The organism is Niveispirillum sp. (assembly GCF_052437035.1).
Taxonomy (GTDB): Bacteria; Pseudomonadota; Alphaproteobacteria; order Azospirillales; family Azospirillaceae; genus Niveispirillum.
This window is the reverse complement of sequence record NZ_JBQVOH010000009.1, coordinates 187007-202504: the sequence shown is the minus strand read 5'-3', so window position 1 is coordinate 202504 and position 15498 is coordinate 187007. Positions and strand designations below refer to the sequence as shown.

Below are 15498 nucleotides of genomic sequence, written 5' to 3'. Positions count from 1 at the left end.
ATCACATCCGGAACACGCCGAATTTCGCCGGCGGTATCGGCGCGTTCAGCGCCGCCGACAGCGACAGGCCCAGCACCGACCGCGTGTCTGCGGGGTCGATGACCCCATCATCCCACAGGCGGGCAGAGGCGTAATACGGATGGCCCTGTTTCTCATACTGGTCGCGGATGGGGGCCTTGAACGCTGCCTCCTCCTCCGCACTCCATTCCTTGCCGGCAGCCTCCATCCCGTCACGACGGACGGTGGCCAGCACGGTGGCCGCCTGCTCCCCGCCCATCACGGAGATGCGGGCATTGGGCCACATATAGAGGAAGCGGGGGCTGTAGGCGCGGCCACACATGCCGTAATTGCCGGCCCCGAAGCTGCCGCCGATGATCAGGGTGATCTTCGGCACATTGGCGCAGGCCACCGCCGTCACCAGCTTGGCCCCGTCCTTGGCGATGCCCGCATTCTCGTACTTGCGGCCCACCATGAAGCCGGTGATGTTCTGCAAGAACAGCAGCGGGATCTTGCGCTGGCAGCACAGTTCAATGAAATGCGCGCCCTTGACCGCACTTTCGCTGAACAGGATGCCGTTATTGGCGATGATGCCGACGGGCATGCCCCACAAGCGGGCAAAGCCGCAGACTAGGGTGGTGCCATAATTGGCCTTGAACTCATCCAGTTCAGAGCCATCCACGATGCGGGCGATGATTTCGCGTACGTCATAGGGCTTGCGCGTGTCGGTGGGGATGATGCCGTAGATATCGTCGGCGCTGTACAGCGGCTCGCGAACCGGTTTGATATCAACCTCCGGGGCCTTCACCCGGTTCAGGTTGCCGACGATACGCCGCGCGATGCCCAGGGCATGGCCGTCATCGCTGGCCAGATGGTCCGCCACGCCGGAGATGCGGGTATGCACATCGCCGCCGCCCAGATCTTCCGCTGACACAACCTCGCCCGTCGCGGCCTTCACCAGCGGCGGGCCGCCCAGGAAGATGGTGCCCTGGTTTTTGACGATAATGCTTTCATCCGCCATGGCCGGCACATAGGCGCCGCCCGCCGTGCAGGACCCCATCACCACCGCAATCTGCGGCACGCCATTGGCCGAGAGCGTGGCCTGATTATAGAAGATGCGGCCGAAATGGTCGCGGTCGGGGAAGACCTCGTCCTGGTTGGGCAGGTTCGCCCCGCCGCTATCGACCAGATAAACGCAGGGCAGGTTGTTTTCCCGCGCGATATCCTGCGCCCGCAGATGCTTCTTCACGGTCAGCGGATAATAGGTGCCGCCCTTGACCGTCGCGTCATTGGCCACGACCACGCATTCCTGGCCATTGACGCGCCCGATACCGGTAATGATGCCAGCGGCGGGCACATCATCGGCATAGACCTGATAGGCGGCCAGCTGGCTGAATTCCAGGAAGGGCGTGCCCGGGTCCAGCAGGGTGCGTACCCGGTCGCGGGGGCTGAGCTTGCCACGGGCCAGATGCTTGGCCATGGCCTTCTCCCCGCCGCCCAGGCTGATCCGCCCGATGGTGGCGCGCAGATCATCCACCTGCGCCTTCATGGAGGCCGCGTTCTCGGCAAAGGCCGGGCTGCGCGTGTCGATGTTGGTGGGAAGGACGGGCATGGGCGCCTCGCGATCGTTTCTTCCCCTTTCCCGTCATCCCGGCGAAAGCCGGGACCCAGGGGCCAAGCGCCCAACCTTTCGGCAGCGTCGCTGGTGGCAAGGGGAAATGGTGATGCCTGGGGCCCCTGGGTCCCGGCTTTCGCCGGGATGACGACAGGGGTAACGAAAGGAAATTGCGTCAGCTGTTACGCCGTTTCCTTGAACAGCTCGCGCCCGATCAGCATGCGGCGGATTTCGCTGGTACCGGCGCCGATTTCGTACAGCTTGGCATCGCGCAGCAGGCGGCCCGTCGGGTATTCGTTGATATAGCCGTTGCCGCCAAGGATCTGGATGGCGTCCAGGGCCAGCTGCGTCGCCTTTTCGGCAGCCAGCAGGATGGCACCGGCGGCGTCCTTACGGGTGATGCGCTTGGCATCCGCCGCACGACCGACGGCATAAACATAGGCGCGGCAGGAATTCAGCGCGACATACATGTCCGCCACCTTACCCTGGATCAGCTGGAACTCGCCAATCGACTGCCCGAACTGCTTGCGCTCATGAATATAGGGCACAACCACATCCATGCAGGCCTGCATGATGCCCAGCGGGCCGGCAGCCAGAACCGCACGTTCATAATCCAGGCCGGACATCAGCACGCCGACACCGCCATTCAAGCGACCCAGCACATTCTCTTCCGGGATTTCGCAATCCTCGAACACCAGCTCGCCCGTGTGGCTGCCGCGCATGCCCAGCTTGTCCAGCTTTTGCGCGACCGAGAAGCCCTTAAAGCCCTTTTCCACCAGAAAGGCGGTGATGCCACGCGGGCCGGCATCGGGGTCGGTTTTTGCATAGACGACCAGGACGTCAGCGTCTGGCCCGTTGGTGATCCACATCTTGGTGCCGTTCAGGACGTAGCGATCACCCTTCTTGTCGGCGCGCAGGCGCATGGACACGACGTCCGAACCGGCCCCCGGCTCGCTCATCGCCAGCGCGCCCACGAAATCACCGCTGATCAGCTTGGGCAGGTAACGGCCCTTCTGGTCGGCATTGCCGTTCAGGCGGATCTGGTTGACGCAGAGATTGGAATGCGCGCCATAGGACAGGCCGACCGAGGCCGAGGCGCGGGAGATTTCCTCCATCGCCACCATATGCTCGATATAGCCCATGCCGGCACCGCCATATTCCTCTTCCGCTGTCACGCCCAGCACACCCAAGTCGCCCATCTTCTTCCACAGGTCCATGGGGAACTGATCGGTGCGGTCGATCTCCGCCGCGCGCGGCGCAATCTCATCCGCCGAAAAGCACGCCACGGCATCGCGCAGCGCGTCCGCCGTCTCACCAAGGCCGAAATCGAACAGGGGCAGGCTGTTGCGCAGCATGTGCGGGGCATCCTCTCTTGATTGTCAGCCCGGATCAGGGGCGTTTATAGAAACGGTCATACGTTTTTTTAGTAGCCATTTCAACAAGGAATCCTGCGGGCCTCGCCGCAGGATGCATGCGTGAATTCCGGTTGACGGCACCCCCTTCCCCGCCGCAGTTTGCGCCAAGGATGATTCTGTCAATGAAGAGAGGCCGTTGATGGCCCGTACCGCCGGCAGCCATGGGCCGAAAACCATGGAAGCGATCCGCAAGGCGGCGCTGACCCTGATCTATCGCAAGGGGTATGAGGCAATCACGCTGCGCCAGCTGGCCGACGCCGTCGGCATCCAGCCGGGGTCGCTCTACAACCATGTCCGCAACAAGCAGGACATCCTGTTCGATCTGGTCCATGACCATATGACCACCCTGCTGGCGGAGGTGGAACAAGCGGTACCGGCGGGGGCCGCACCCCTGGCGCAGCTTGAAGCCTTCATCGCCTTCCATGTCGGGTATCATATCACCCGGCGGGAGCAGGTGTTCATCGCCAATTCGGAATTGCGCAGCCTGGAAGCCCCCAACCATTCGGTGATCGTGGGCCTGCGCAAGCAGTATGAGGGCGTGCTGATCGACATCCTGCGCCGGGGGGGCGCGGATGGGTCGCTGCGTGTGGATGAGCCGACCATCGCGGCCTATGCCATCTTATCCATGCTGACCGGCATCTGCTCCTGGTACCAGCCGTCAGGCCGCAAATCCGCCGAACAGGTGGCCACCCTGCACCGCGACCTGATCCTGCGCGGCATCGTTGCATAAAAAAGGCCGCGACCCGGAAGGTCGCGGCCTGAAAGATGGAAACAGCGGGCGGCGTGGGTCCGCCCCTGCCCTTGAACTTAAAACTTCACATTCACACCGGCGTAGAAGAACCGGCCACGATTGTCCCAGTTGCCGGACGTGGCGCTACCGGTACCCTGATAGACCGTCGGGTGGTTCGGCGGACGGTCATTCATCACGTTCTGCACGCCGGCGCGCAGCACCAGATCCTGCGTGACCTTATAGAGCACGCGGACATCATGGTACCAGACGTCGCCCGTGTAGAACGGGATACGCGGCAGCGGCTGGCCATCGGCAATCGGCAGCAGGGTTTCGTCCGCCACCTGATTGTCTTCGAACCGGGTAGTCCAGGCGAAGGTGAAGACATCGTCGGAATAGCTGGCGGTACCCGACAGCTTCCAGGACGGGGTGCCGGCGGTACCGGCATACTTGCGTGCCGCCTGCCCGGCCTGGGCAACGAAATCGTACTGCAACAGGTGCGTACCCTGGAGGCTCAGGTCGATACGGCTGTCATCCTTGGCCGCGTCCAGCATGTCCTTCAGGTCAAAACCATAAGCAACCGAGAAGTCGATGCCACGGTTCTTAAAGCTGGCAATGTTGGACTGGGTCAGGCTGACACTGTCGACACCGCCAACGACATTGGTCCGCGCACCGGTCTGGTCACGCACGATCAGCTGGCAAAGCGGGCTGCCGCCGGCCGTGTCATAGCAGGCCTGGAACACGCCCGACAGGGCCGGCAGGTTGATCGCGTCCTTGATGTTGATGTCGTAGTAATCGACGGTGGCCGAGAAACCATCCAGGAAGGTCGGCTGAATGACCGTACCAATAGTGAAGGTCTCTGCCGTTTCCTCATTCAGGTTGACGTTGCCGCCCTGCAAAAGGCGCAGGGAGGAACGGCCCGTGCCGATATTGCTGTCGAACGTGGCGGCGTTATAGCCGGGGATATCGCGCGTGCAGTTGGCGACGCGGATATTTCGGGCCTCACCGGTCAGCGTGGCGACACGGGAACGGTCGCAGGGGTCCTGCTGCGTGCCCGTGAAATTCTCACCCGTGGGGGCATACAGTTCGATGATGTTCGGGGCGCGCACCGATTCCGAATAGGTGCCACGGAAGCGAATATCATCGACGGGGGTGTAATCCAGACCCACCTTCCACTGGCTGACACCGCCAACCGTGCTGTAATCGGCCCAGCGATAGGCACCATCCAGGGTCAGTTCCTTGGCCAGGAACATGTCGGACAGCAGCGGGACCAGCGCTTCGGCGTAATATTCGGCAACGTCATAGCCACCCTTGCGGCGCGGAATGGCGTTGGTGAACAGCAGGCCCTGGGCGGTGGCGCTGTCGGTTTCCTGATCCGACTTCTCCTCGCGGTACTCGGCACCGACGGCGATGCCCAGCGGGCCTGCCGGCAGGTCGAACAGGTCGGTGGTCACGTTGAACGCGGCCACCTGCTGGCTGGCCTGACCGATGGTGACGGAGGTCGCCTTGGAGTAATCGATGGCGGCCTGGCTGGGTCCGTTCAACCAGTCGAACGGGATACAGCCGGCGGCGGCAGCGCGGACACCGGCGTCGGTGGACAGCAGGTCGCGGCAGATCGGGCGACCCGTGGCGGGATCGATCACCGAATCCAGCTGACGGGCATAGCGGTCCTTGTTGAACTGACCACGGTTCAGCGACTTACCGTCCAGCTGGCCGTACTGGTAGTAGGTGTCCCACTTGACGGTGCGGTCGCCCGCCTCGAAATCGCCTTCGAAGCCGATCACGGTGCGGATCATGTCGCGCTGCTGTTCGATCACGCGCTGACCGAATTCTTCCGTGAAACGGTACAGTTCCGCCGACGCGGTGGGCGCCGTCAGGCCATTGGCGTCGAAGATGCGACGCAGTTCGACGGCGTTCGCGCTGGTTCCGGCCAGGAAGGCATTGTCACGACGAACATTGTGACGGAACGAGGCCGTGCCCGTGAAGGCCGGCTGGGCGCGCGGGTTGGAGCTGTCGACACTGGCGGCGCCGATTTCCGCCGTCATCTTCACGTAATCATTGATCTGGTACGACCCATAGGCACGGCCCAGCAGACGCTCGCTCTCCCCCTGCAGCGTCGTATAGATCGACGTGTAATCCAGCGAAGGATCATCGCAGAGCGGGGTGGCAGCCGTCGGGTTGTTGCGCGGGGCCAGACAGTTGGCATTCAGACCCTGAACCGACCGCGTCTCAAAATCGATCGACACGCCGGCCTGCGCGTTGGCGGCCAGCGGACCGGCGCCCGGATTGGCGACCAGGGTGCGGAACACACCGCCACGGCCCGTACGGCTCTTCGGGTTCTGGATGGAGGTATTGGGCGTCACCAGCGTGTTGAAGGTGATGCCGGGGCTGGCCCAGTTGCGGTCATCAGCGAGGACGCTATCGACCTTGGTATATTCCACGCCGGCCAGGATATAACCCTTGCCCTCGTCGAATTTCGCGCCGAACACGGCACTGTGCTGCATCTCCTGCCCGTCACCATGTTCGGTGATGCCATAGGAGCTGTCGACTTCCACACCCTGGAAATCCTTGCGCAGCAGGACGTTGACCACGCCGGCCACGGCCTCTGAACCGTACACGGCGGACGCACCGCCGGTGATGATTTCCGTACGCTGCACCATGCTGGTCGGGATGGTGTTCAGATCGACGGCGGAGCTGTCGAGCGCGCCCGTGATGTGGCGCTTGCCATCCACCAGCACCAGCGTGCGGTTGGTACCCAGGCCGCGCAGATCGACGCGGCTCTGCCCGCCCACAAACAGGAAGCCGCCCGAGGACTGCCCATTCAGGGCCGGCGCCAGTTGCGGCGCGGCGGACACGGCATCGGCCAGATTGGTGAAACCGGCGAAGCGGATTTCCGTCTCGCCCACCACATTCAACGGCACCGTGGAATTCAGGTTGGTGCGCGCAATGCGCGAACCGGTAACGACGATCTCTTCCAACTGCTCCTGGGCCATGGCGGTGCCCGTCATTCCGACCGCCGCCCCCAGCATCAGAAGTCCGCGTAGCGCGCGTATGGTCTTGCTGTCCGTCTTTGTCATTGCATGCCTCTCCGATTGCGCCCCGCCGGTTCTTCTATGGCGAGGGCGTGGTAAGGCCGCGATTGAGACATCGCAGAAGCATGTTGATCAAATAATAATCGTCATCCAAGAATCCAAATCAAGTGGTCGTGTTATATTTAACACCATTGATTTCAAATTTGCAAAAATCTTTGCAACGACAAAACAAAAAACAACTGAACCAAACAAGTACAAATTCACTTCTCTTTAACCATCCAAAATCTGTCGAGCAGACAGCTGTTGTATATTTCATTTGTTACAGCCATTGGCACCATCCCCGCCAAAAGAAAAACGGCGGGTCCCGAGGGACCCGCCGTGAGTGATGAAGCAGAGATGACGACCGGGATCAGAACTTGACCGAGGTCGAGATAAAGAACCGCTGCCCCAACGCGTCATACGTGTTGGTGAAGCTGTTCTGCTGGGAACCGATCATGGTGTCGGGCAGCATCGGCGGCTGCTTGTCGAACAGGTTGGTGACACCGGCCGACACGGCGACACCCTCGACAACCTCGTACGAACCGGACAGATCGAACAGGTTGTAGGAACCGACCTTCGGATAGACCAGCGTGGTCGGGTTGGTACCGAACAGGATGGCATCGTTCTTCCAGGAACCGATATAGTTCCACTGCACCGACGCCGTCACCGGGCCGCTCTGGTACGTGAAGGTCGTGGTGGCCTTCCATTCCGGGATCGGCTCGCCGCATATGTTGGTACCGCCATAGCCGGCGCACTTGTAGATGGTGCCGTTGATGGCGGGCTGCACATCGAACTTGTCACGCCAGGACACGTCCGTCTTGACGCGGAACTGGCCCTCGCCGTCGATGGCCAGGCTTTCCGGCAGGTCCTGACGCCAAGTGAAGCCCAGATCCACACCGGAGGTCTTCAGACCGGCATTGTTGACGGTCGGGACCTGGACGATGGCCAGGTAACCGTCACCAGTACGGGTGATGGCCTGGCAGGTCGCGCTCTGCAGGTTCTTGTTGGTGAAGCAGTCGCGGACCACGCCCGCCGCACCACCACCGAAGCCGCCGATGGCGTCATCCAGCTTGATCTGCCACCAGTCAACCGTGGCCGTGAGTTCCGGCAGGAAGGACGGCGTCAGCACCGCACCGATGGTCCAGGTCTTGGACTGTTCCTCGGTCAGGTTGAAGCCGGCAACAGACGCGCCCTGGCTCAACTGCTGGAACTGCGTGGGACGGGCATTGTTGAAGGCCGTGGTGCCGACGCTGGCCGCCGGCACGCCCTGGCTGCGGCAGAATGCAGCGTCATAGCCGGCAGCGGTGGACAGCAGGCAGGGATCGACGGTGGAGTTCAGGGTCGGGAAGCCGACGGCACCGCCCTGATACAGCTCCAGCACGTTCGGTGCACGGATGGCAGACTGGAACTGACCACGGAAGCCGATATCCTTGACCGGCGACCATTCCATGCCGGCCTTCCAGGTCTGGACAGCGCCAACCGACGAATAGTCGGAATAGCGGATGGCGGCTTCGGCGGACAGGTTCTCAAAGAACGGCTGATCGGTGACCAGCGGGATGTAGGTTTCAGCAAACCCTTCCCAGACATCGAACGAACCCGACGAAGACAGGGCGGGGTTGAAGCCCAGGATGTCGCCCGTGCGGATGCTGTCATCCACGCGGTCGAAATACTTGTTCTTGCGCCATTCGCCGCCGAACGCCACGCCCACGGGACCCGCCGGCAGTTCGAACAGATCGCCGCTGATGGCGCCATTCCAGACCTGCTGCTCGAATTCCTGGACGCGGTTGGTGTCGGTACGGACGTAGGCAGCGGCTTCCTTGCTGATGCGGCCCGGGCCGAAGATATCGATGGGCACGCAACCCTGGGCGCGGGCCGTGGCATCCACGCAGATCGCCTTGCCGGCGGCATCACGCGTGGCGTTCAGGGCCTGACGCAGACGGGCCGATGACACGTCGTTACGGACGATGACGTCACGGGTGACGCGGCCGAACGTGAAGTAGGTGTCATAGGTGAAGCCGCCGATCAGGTCGCCCTTGATACCGGTCGTGCTGTTGAAGGCGTTCTGGTTGTTATCCTGCTCGCGGGGACCCAGTTCTGTCATACGGCGGGACAGGGCATTGGCCGTCGTGATCGAGGCATAGTCGTTGGCGGTAAAGCCAGCCGGTGCCACGAAGGTCGGATCAGCAGAGGCCGGATACAGGGCACGCAGCTGGGTAACCGTCTGGGCCGTCAGCAGCGGATTGGTCAGGTTGATGCGGATGGGAGGCACGCCGGGACGCGGCTGCGGGATCACGGCGGGCGTTTCGGCCAGCTGCAGCGGCACGCGGTTGGTGACGAAGTTGAACTCTTCGTAAATCTTGAAATTATCGTTGAACTCATGATTGCCCAGCGCGAAAAGCGACAGGCGCTCCTGCGGGACGCGCAGATAGTTCACGGGCGAGAAGTTATAGAGATCGCCGGCGCTGCTGGTGGTACGGGTGCTGTTGAAATTGCGCGGCACGCCATTGGCGTCCCAGGTCAGCACGGTAGTGCCACGGGCCAGACGGGCGCCGGGGGCGGTGGAGGAGCCGCTGAACAGGATCGTCGGCTTGCCGTCAACGACACCTTCGGTGATCGCCTGCTTGGAATAGTCGCGATCGCCAGCCATCACGTCGTCGCGCTTATTGTATTCCGCGAACAGGGTCAGGTTGGACTTGCCATCATCGGAACCGGTGCCGATGGTCAGGTTGATGTTGCGTTCCTTGCCATCACCTTCCTTGGTGACGCCATAGCGCGCGCTGGCCTTTGCGCCCTTGAAGTCATCCTGGAGGATGAAGTTGACGACGCCGGAGATGGCGTCCGAACCATACACAGCGGAAGCGCCGCCCGTCAGAACCTGCACCTGCTTGATCAGCGAGGCCGGGACGTTGTTCAGGTCGACGGTGCCGGTGCCGTTGGTGGGGATGTAGCGGCGGCCATTGACCAGCACCAGGGTGCGGGCCGAACCGATGCCGCGCAGGTCGACGGTGGCCGAACCGTTACCGCCATTGTTGGAGAAGGCGCCCAGAGCGGGGATGATCTGCGGCAGTTCGTTCAGCACGCTGTCAACGGTGGCGGCACCGGCCTGCTCAAACGCGGCGGCATCGACGACCGTGACGGGGCTGGAGCTGGTCAGTTCCGGACGCGCAATACGCGAACCGGTCACCACGATTTCCTCAAGCTGCAATTCCTGCGCGCCGGCCACACCGGTCGCGGCCAGACCAATGGCGGCACCCAACAGCAGGCCCCGCTGGAAACGGCGCGACGAACGCCCCTGAACCATCTTCATCGTTAATCCCTCTCCGGATTGCTGGGGCCTGCCGTCTTATATCTATCGGCATAGACCCAATGGAATTTGGAAAATGACGCACGGATGCAACAGCGCAATAGCTCAGCCTGCGTGTAACTAATTTGTGATTCTGATGTTGCACATAAGCAACTTAACTTGATAGAGAATGGTTAAAGTTTATTAATACTAAAAATAAGACTCCCCGAAATCGAAAGTATCTTTTTAGGATAATTAATGTTTCTTGTGGAAACTTTCATATTTTTTGGTATGTAATCTTATATTCGACGTTTTGTATTGATTTTGATACAATATGATACAATTCAGTAACATTATCTGGCGCCGACGCATACGCCTAACGGACTAGGCCTATTGATCTATTAACATTATTGAGAAGGATGATTTCATTACGTATCTGCAACAGGATACGACCTGCGATCTGCCGGCCCGGGACACCCCTGCCCGCGCACCGATCCAGCCCTGATAGCCGGGTTGTCGGCACGATGATCAGATTTCGCGAATCATGCCGGCAACGGCGCCAATGCCCGCTGTGACCGGTAAACAAAAAAGGCGACCCACCTGGGGTCGCCCTTCATGACGTTCGATCCTTGCGGGAAACTTTTACTTCGGCGCCATGCGGATGGCACCATCCAGACGGATCGTCTCGCCATTGATCATGCTGTTGGCCACGATATGCAGGGCCAGAGAGGCATATTCCTCCGGCTTGCCCAGGCGGGACGGGAACGGCACCTGCTTGCCCAGGCTGTCCTGCGCGTCCTGCGGAAGGCCCAGCATCATCGGCGTCAGGAAGATGCCCGGCGCAATGGTGACCACACGGATGCCGCTGCGGGCCAGTTCACGGGCCGCCGGCAGGGTCAGCGCATGCACGCCCCCCTTCGACGCGCCATACGCGGCCTGCCCGATCTGGCCGTCAAAGGCCGCGACAGAGGCGGTATTGATGATCACGCCCCGTTCGCCATCGGCGGTCACCGGCTCCAGCCCCTGCATGCCGGCGGCGGCCAGACGCAGCATGTTGAAGGTGCCGATCAGGTTGACCTCAATCACCTTTCGGAACAGGTCCAGATCGTGTGGGCCATCGCGGCCCACGATCTTCGCCGGCGGAGCGATACCCGCGCAATTGACGGCAATGCGGGCCGGGCCGTGGGCAGCAGCAGCAGCGGCGATGGCCGCCTGGGCGCTATCACCGCTGGTGACATCGCACTTCACCGCGATGCCGCCAATCTCTGCCGCAACGGCATTCGCCGCATCCACATTGACATCCAGCAGCGCCACCTTGGCCCCACCAGCCGCCAGTGCGCGCGCCGTGGCGGCCCCAAGGCCGGAGCCACCGCCACTGATGATCGCGGAAACGCCCTTGATGTCCATTGTCTCACTCCCTTGCCATCGTTCCGGGACCGGTCAGCCCGCTTATCCTATGTGGCACTATCCCAGTGCAAAGCCGCACGGGCAATTTGGAAGTTCGAACAGTGGAGGTGCATGAATCCCCGTACGGTGGAAACAGGCGGTAGAATCAAAAAGGGCGGCCCCAAGCGGGACCGCCCTTTTCTTACTGAGAGCCAGACCGGGATCAGGCGCCGGGCGCTGCCTGGTTGGCGCGGTCGGAATAGATGTAGAGCGGCTTGGCGCGGCCCTCCACCACTTCCTTATTGACCACGATCTCCTCGACACCTGTCAGGCCGGGCAGATCATACATGGGATCAAGCAGGATGCTTTCCATGATGGACCGCAGACCACGGGCACCGGTCTTACGCTCAATCGCCTTGCGGGAGATGGAACGCAGGGCCTCCTCATGCACCGTGAGCTTCACGTCCTCCATCTCGAACAGGCGCTGGTACTGCTTGACCAGTGCGTTCTTCGGCTTGGACAGAATCTCGATCAGGGCGGCTTCGTCCAGATCATGCAGGGTAGCCAGAACCGGCAGGCGGCCAACGAACTCAGGAATCAGGCCGAACTTCAGCAGATCCTCGGGCTCCACCTCGCGCAGGACATCGCCCATGCGCCGCTCGTCCGGGCCACGGACATCGGCACCAAAGCCGATGGAGGTGCCCTTGCCGCGCGCGGCGATGATCTTTTCCAGGCCGGCGAAGGCGCCACCACAGATGAACAGGATGTTGGTCGTGTCCACCTGCAGGAATTCCTGCTGCGGATGCTTGCGCCCACCCTGCGGCGGCACGGAGGCAACCGTGCCTTCCATGATCTTCAGCAGGGCCTGCTGCACGCCCTCACCCGACACGTCACGCGTGATGGACGGGTTGTCGGACTTGCGGCTGATCTTGTCGACCTCGTCGATATAGACGATGCCGCGCTGCGCCCGCTCCACATTGTAATCGGCGGCCTGAAGCAGCTTCAGGATGATGTTCTCGACATCCTCGCCCACATAACCGGCTTCGGTCAGGGTCGTGGCATCGGCCATGGTGAAGGGCACGTCGATGATGCGGGCCAGGGTCTGCGCCAGCAGCGTCTTACCCGAACCGGTGGGACCCACCAGCAGGATGTTCGACTTGGCCAGTTCCACATCATTATGCTTCGCGCCATGGGCCAGGCGCTTGTAATGGTTATGCACGGCCACGGACAGCACGCGCTTGGCATGCTCCTGACCAATCACATAATCATCCAGCACCGTGCTGATATCGCGCGGGGACGGCACACCGTCGCGGGACTTCACCAGCGTGGTCTTGTTTTCCTCGCGGATGATGTCCATGCACAGCTCGACGCATTCATCGCAGATGAACACGGTGGGGCCGGCAATGAGCTTGCGCACCTCATGCTGGCTCTTTCCGCAGAAAGAGCAGTAGAGGGTATTCTTGCTGTCGCCGCCGGTCGACTTGGTCATTTGCGCTCCGTACATCACCGGATGGCGCATGGAAGGTGGCCCGGCTGGCCCCCGACCGATACGCCCCAACACCCCTGCGGGATGCCTGCTTCAGGGGGCGTCCTTGCCTTCTCCGGTTCCCGGTCCATCCCAGTGACGGGAGGCGGAACCCCAGGGCTGACAGTGACGCCCTCTACACACCTATTCAACAACACCCAAAGCGGCGGGATCAATATATACTTGTTCGCCACCGCTTCCGCTTTACGCCACCTGGGTGAGACCACCCGGACGGCCAGCGATCACCTCATCGATGATCCCGAAAGCCTTGGCCTCCTCCGGGCTCATGAACTTGTCACGTTCCACAGCCTTTTCAATGACATCCAGGCTCTGGCCCGTGTGCTTCACGAAAATCTCGTTGAGCCGCTCACGCAGGCGCAGGATTTCCTGGGCCTGAATCTCGATATCGGCCGCCTGACCCTGTGCCCCGCCCGAGGGCTGGTGGATCATGATTCGGCTGTTGGGCAGCGAGAAGCGCTTACCCTTGCCACCACCGGCCAGCAGCAGAGCACCCATGGAAGAGGCCTGGCCCATGCAGATGGTCGCCACGGGGCAGCGGATATACTGCATCGTGTCATAAATCGCCAACCCTGCCGTCACGTAACCGCCCGGCGAGTTGATGTAGAAGGAGATTTCCTTGGTCGGATTCTCAGCTTCCAGGAACAGAAGCTGGGCACAGACCAAGCTGGCCACGGCATCGTTCACGCCACCGACCAGGAAGATGATCCGTTCCTTCAGGAGGCGGGAGTAGATGTCGTATGCCCGTTCGCCGCGGTTGGTCTGCTCGACCACCATGGGAACCAGCGCGTTCATCTGCGGTTCAATCATGATCCCTGCTTCGCTCCTAACCAGAAGCCGCGGGGTCCTGGATTGGCCCCCGCGGTACTATATGGCTGCCTCAGGCGGCGGCCACTTCGTCCTCGTCCGGATCGCGCATCAGCTCTTCAACCGACACGGTCACTTCGTTCACCTTAACGGTTCCGAGGATGAAGTCGACAACCTTATCCTCGTAAATCGGCGCGCGGAGGCTTTCAACGGCCTGCGGGTTCTTCTGGAAGAACTCGAAAACCTGCTGCTCCTGGCCCGGATAGCGACGAACCTCGTCGAACATGGCCTTCTGCAGCTCCTCGCGCGAAACAGTGATATTGTTACGGCGACCGATTTCGGAAAGGAGCAAGCCCAGACGTACGCGCCGGACAGCAATGTCGCGATACTCGGCCTTCAGGTCGTCTTCGCTCTTGCCTTCGTCCTCGGCGTCCGCACCACCGCGGGCCAGTTCTTCCTGCAGGCGCTTCCAGATCTGCTCGAACTCGATCTCGACCATACCGGCCGGAACGTCGAAGCTGTGCAGCTCGGCCAGCTTGTCCAGCAGGGCGCGCTTGGCACGCAGACGCGAGGTCTGGCCATACTCGCCTTCGGTGCGCTCCTTGATGGCGGCCTTCAGGGCTTCCAGATCGTCGAAGCCGAAGGTCTTGGCCAGGTCGTCATTCAGCTCGGCATCCTTACCGACGCGGATTTCCTTGACCTTCACCTCGAAGACAGCGGCCTTACCGGCCAGCTCGGCAGCGTGGTATTCAGCCGGGAAAGAAACATTGACGCTGACATCGCTGCCGGCCTTGGCGCCGACCAGCTGGTCCTCGAAGCCGGGGATGAAGGAACCGGAGCCCAGCTCCAGCTCATAATCGTCGCCCTTCATGCCAGGACGCTTCTCGCCATCGACGGAACCGTCGAAGTCGATCAGCAGGATGTCGCCGGTCACGGCGGCGCGATCTTCCTCGACCTTCTCGGTGGTCCGGCGACCCTTCGACAGACGGCCCAGCGCTTCCGTCACGGTGTCATCGGCGACGGCGGCAACCGGCTTCTCGATCTCGACGGCAGACAGGTCCGCCGGTTCGATCTCGGGCAGCAGCTCAACCTGCACGGCGAATTCCAGGTCCTGACCCGGATCGAACTTCAGCACTTCGATCTTGGGCTGCAGGGCCGGACGCAGGTTGTTGTCGGAGACGGCCTTCTGGGCGCCATCATTGACGGCGGCTTCCAGAACTTCGCCCATGACCGACTGGCCATAGCGCTGCTTCAGGATCGGCATCGGGACCTTGCCGGGGCGGAAGCCCGGGATCTTCACGGTCTTGCCGACCTCGGTCAGCCGGGTCTGCACCCGCGATTCGATATCCTGGGCCGTGATGACGACCTTGAAGTCGCGGCGGAGGCCTTCAGCGCTGGTCTCGGTGATCTGCATGGGACGAAATGCCTGTCTTCTGTCTGTTCGCCCCAGCCCCCTCTGCCTTTAACAGGGACCGAAGCTCCCGCGGGTGGGCCGGATTTCCGGCTTCCGCGGTGGGTTGCGGGTCAAAACTCAAAACTCGTGGTGCGGGCGAAGGGACTTGAACCCCCACGTCTTTCGACACTGGAACCTAAATCCAGCGCGTCTACCATTCCGCCACGCCCGCCCGTCAGGCAAACCATGAGGCCGCCCGTG

The 15498-nt window shown here is 61.8% G+C and carries 9 protein-coding genes and 1 tRNA gene; 1 reads left to right on the top strand and 9 read right to left on the bottom strand.

The annotated features are described in order from the left end of the window. Nucleotide 1: 1 nt before the first annotated feature. Nucleotides 2-1609 (bottom strand): carboxyl transferase domain-containing protein, encoded by a 1608-nt coding sequence (locus tag ACT6Q8_RS20510; protein ID WP_444733986.1) that lies wholly within the window; start codon nt 1607-1609, stop codon nt 2-4. A 185-nt stretch (nt 1610-1794) separates the two neighbouring features. Beyond that, complete coding sequence (locus tag ACT6Q8_RS20505) at nt 1795-2967, bottom strand: isovaleryl-CoA dehydrogenase (protein WP_444733985.1); 1173 nt, start codon at nt 2965-2967, stop codon at nt 1795-1797. Between the two features lie 199 nt (nt 2968-3166). Here ACT6Q8_RS20505 and ACT6Q8_RS20500 point away from each other — a divergent pair, with 199 nt between their 5' ends. Continuing rightward, the gene (locus ACT6Q8_RS20500; RefSeq protein WP_054169356.1) at nt 3167-3757 is read left to right on the top strand and encodes a TetR/AcrR family transcriptional regulator; all 591 of its coding nucleotides are present in this window, start codon (nt 3167-3169) and stop codon (nt 3755-3757) included. 77 nt (nt 3758-3834) lie between these two features. On the opposite strand, the gene ACT6Q8_RS20495 is transcribed toward ACT6Q8_RS20500, so the two are convergent. From ACT6Q8_RS20495 to ACT6Q8_RS20465, 7 genes are all read right to left on the bottom strand, one after another. After that, nucleotides 3835-6831, bottom strand: a complete 2997-nt coding sequence (locus tag ACT6Q8_RS20495) for a TonB-dependent receptor plug domain-containing protein (protein WP_444733984.1) — start codon at nt 6829-6831, stop codon at nt 3835-3837. A gap of 364 nt (nt 6832-7195) precedes the next feature. Beyond that, the gene (locus ACT6Q8_RS20490) at nt 7196-10132 is read right to left on the bottom strand and encodes a TonB-dependent receptor domain-containing protein (protein ID WP_444733983.1); all 2937 of its coding nucleotides are present in this window, start codon (nt 10130-10132) and stop codon (nt 7196-7198) included. Between the two features lie 618 nt (nt 10133-10750). Beyond that, entirely contained in the window at nt 10751-11515 is a 765-nt protein-coding gene (locus tag ACT6Q8_RS20485; protein WP_444733982.1) for an SDR family NAD(P)-dependent oxidoreductase, read from the bottom strand. Nucleotides 11516-11717: 202 nt separating this feature from the next. Then, nucleotides 11718-12983 carry an ATP-dependent Clp protease ATP-binding subunit ClpX gene (gene clpX / locus ACT6Q8_RS20480; protein WP_054168975.1) on the bottom strand — a complete coding sequence of 422 codons (1266 nt, stop codon included), beginning with the start codon at nt 12981-12983 and terminating at the stop codon, nt 11718-11720. Between the two features lie 240 nt (nt 12984-13223). Next, complete coding sequence (gene clpP / locus ACT6Q8_RS20475) at nt 13224-13847, bottom strand: ATP-dependent Clp endopeptidase proteolytic subunit ClpP (RefSeq protein WP_054168976.1); 624 nt, start codon at nt 13845-13847, stop codon at nt 13224-13226. A gap of 70 nt (nt 13848-13917) precedes the next feature. After that, nucleotides 13918-15258 (bottom strand): trigger factor, encoded by a 1341-nt coding sequence (gene tig, locus ACT6Q8_RS20470; RefSeq protein ID WP_444733981.1) that lies wholly within the window; start codon nt 15256-15258, stop codon nt 13918-13920. A 127-nt stretch (nt 15259-15385) separates the two neighbouring features. Continuing rightward, nucleotides 15386-15469: transfer RNA gene (locus ACT6Q8_RS20465), tRNA-Leu, on the bottom strand. Nucleotides 15470-15498: the final 29 nt, after the last annotated feature.

What these genes read in the sequence shown, in the direction of transcription:
- ACT6Q8_RS20510 (WP_444733986.1), bottom strand. Translation starts at nt 1,609, where the DNA reads ATGCCCGTCCTTCCCACCAACATCGACACGCGCAGCCCGGCCTTTGCC.
- ACT6Q8_RS20505 (WP_444733985.1), bottom strand. Translation starts at nt 2,967, where the DNA reads ATGCTGCGCAACAGCCTGCCCCTGTTCGATTTCGGCCTTGGTGAGACG.
- ACT6Q8_RS20500 (WP_054169356.1), top strand. Translation starts at nt 3,167, where the DNA reads ATGGCCCGTACCGCCGGCAGCCATGGGCCGAAAACCATGGAAGCGATC.
- ACT6Q8_RS20495 (WP_444733984.1), bottom strand. Translation starts at nt 6,831, where the DNA reads ATGACAAAGACGGACAGCAAGACCATACGCGCGCTACGCGGACTTCTG.
- ACT6Q8_RS20490 (WP_444733983.1), bottom strand. Translation starts at nt 10,132, where the DNA reads ATGAAGATGGTTCAGGGGCGTTCGTCGCGCCGTTTCCAGCGGGGCCTG.
- ACT6Q8_RS20485 (WP_444733982.1), bottom strand. Translation starts at nt 11,515, where the DNA reads ATGGACATCAAGGGCGTTTCCGCGATCATCAGTGGCGGTGGCTCCGGC.
- clpX (WP_054168975.1), bottom strand. Translation starts at nt 12,983, where the DNA reads ATGACCAAGTCGACCGGCGGCGACAGCAAGAATACCCTCTACTGCTCT.
- clpP (WP_054168976.1), bottom strand. Translation starts at nt 13,847, where the DNA reads ATGATTGAACCGCAGATGAACGCGCTGGTTCCCATGGTGGTCGAGCAG.
- tig (WP_444733981.1), bottom strand. Translation starts at nt 15,258, where the DNA reads ATGCAGATCACCGAGACCAGCGCTGAAGGCCTCCGCCGCGACTTCAAG.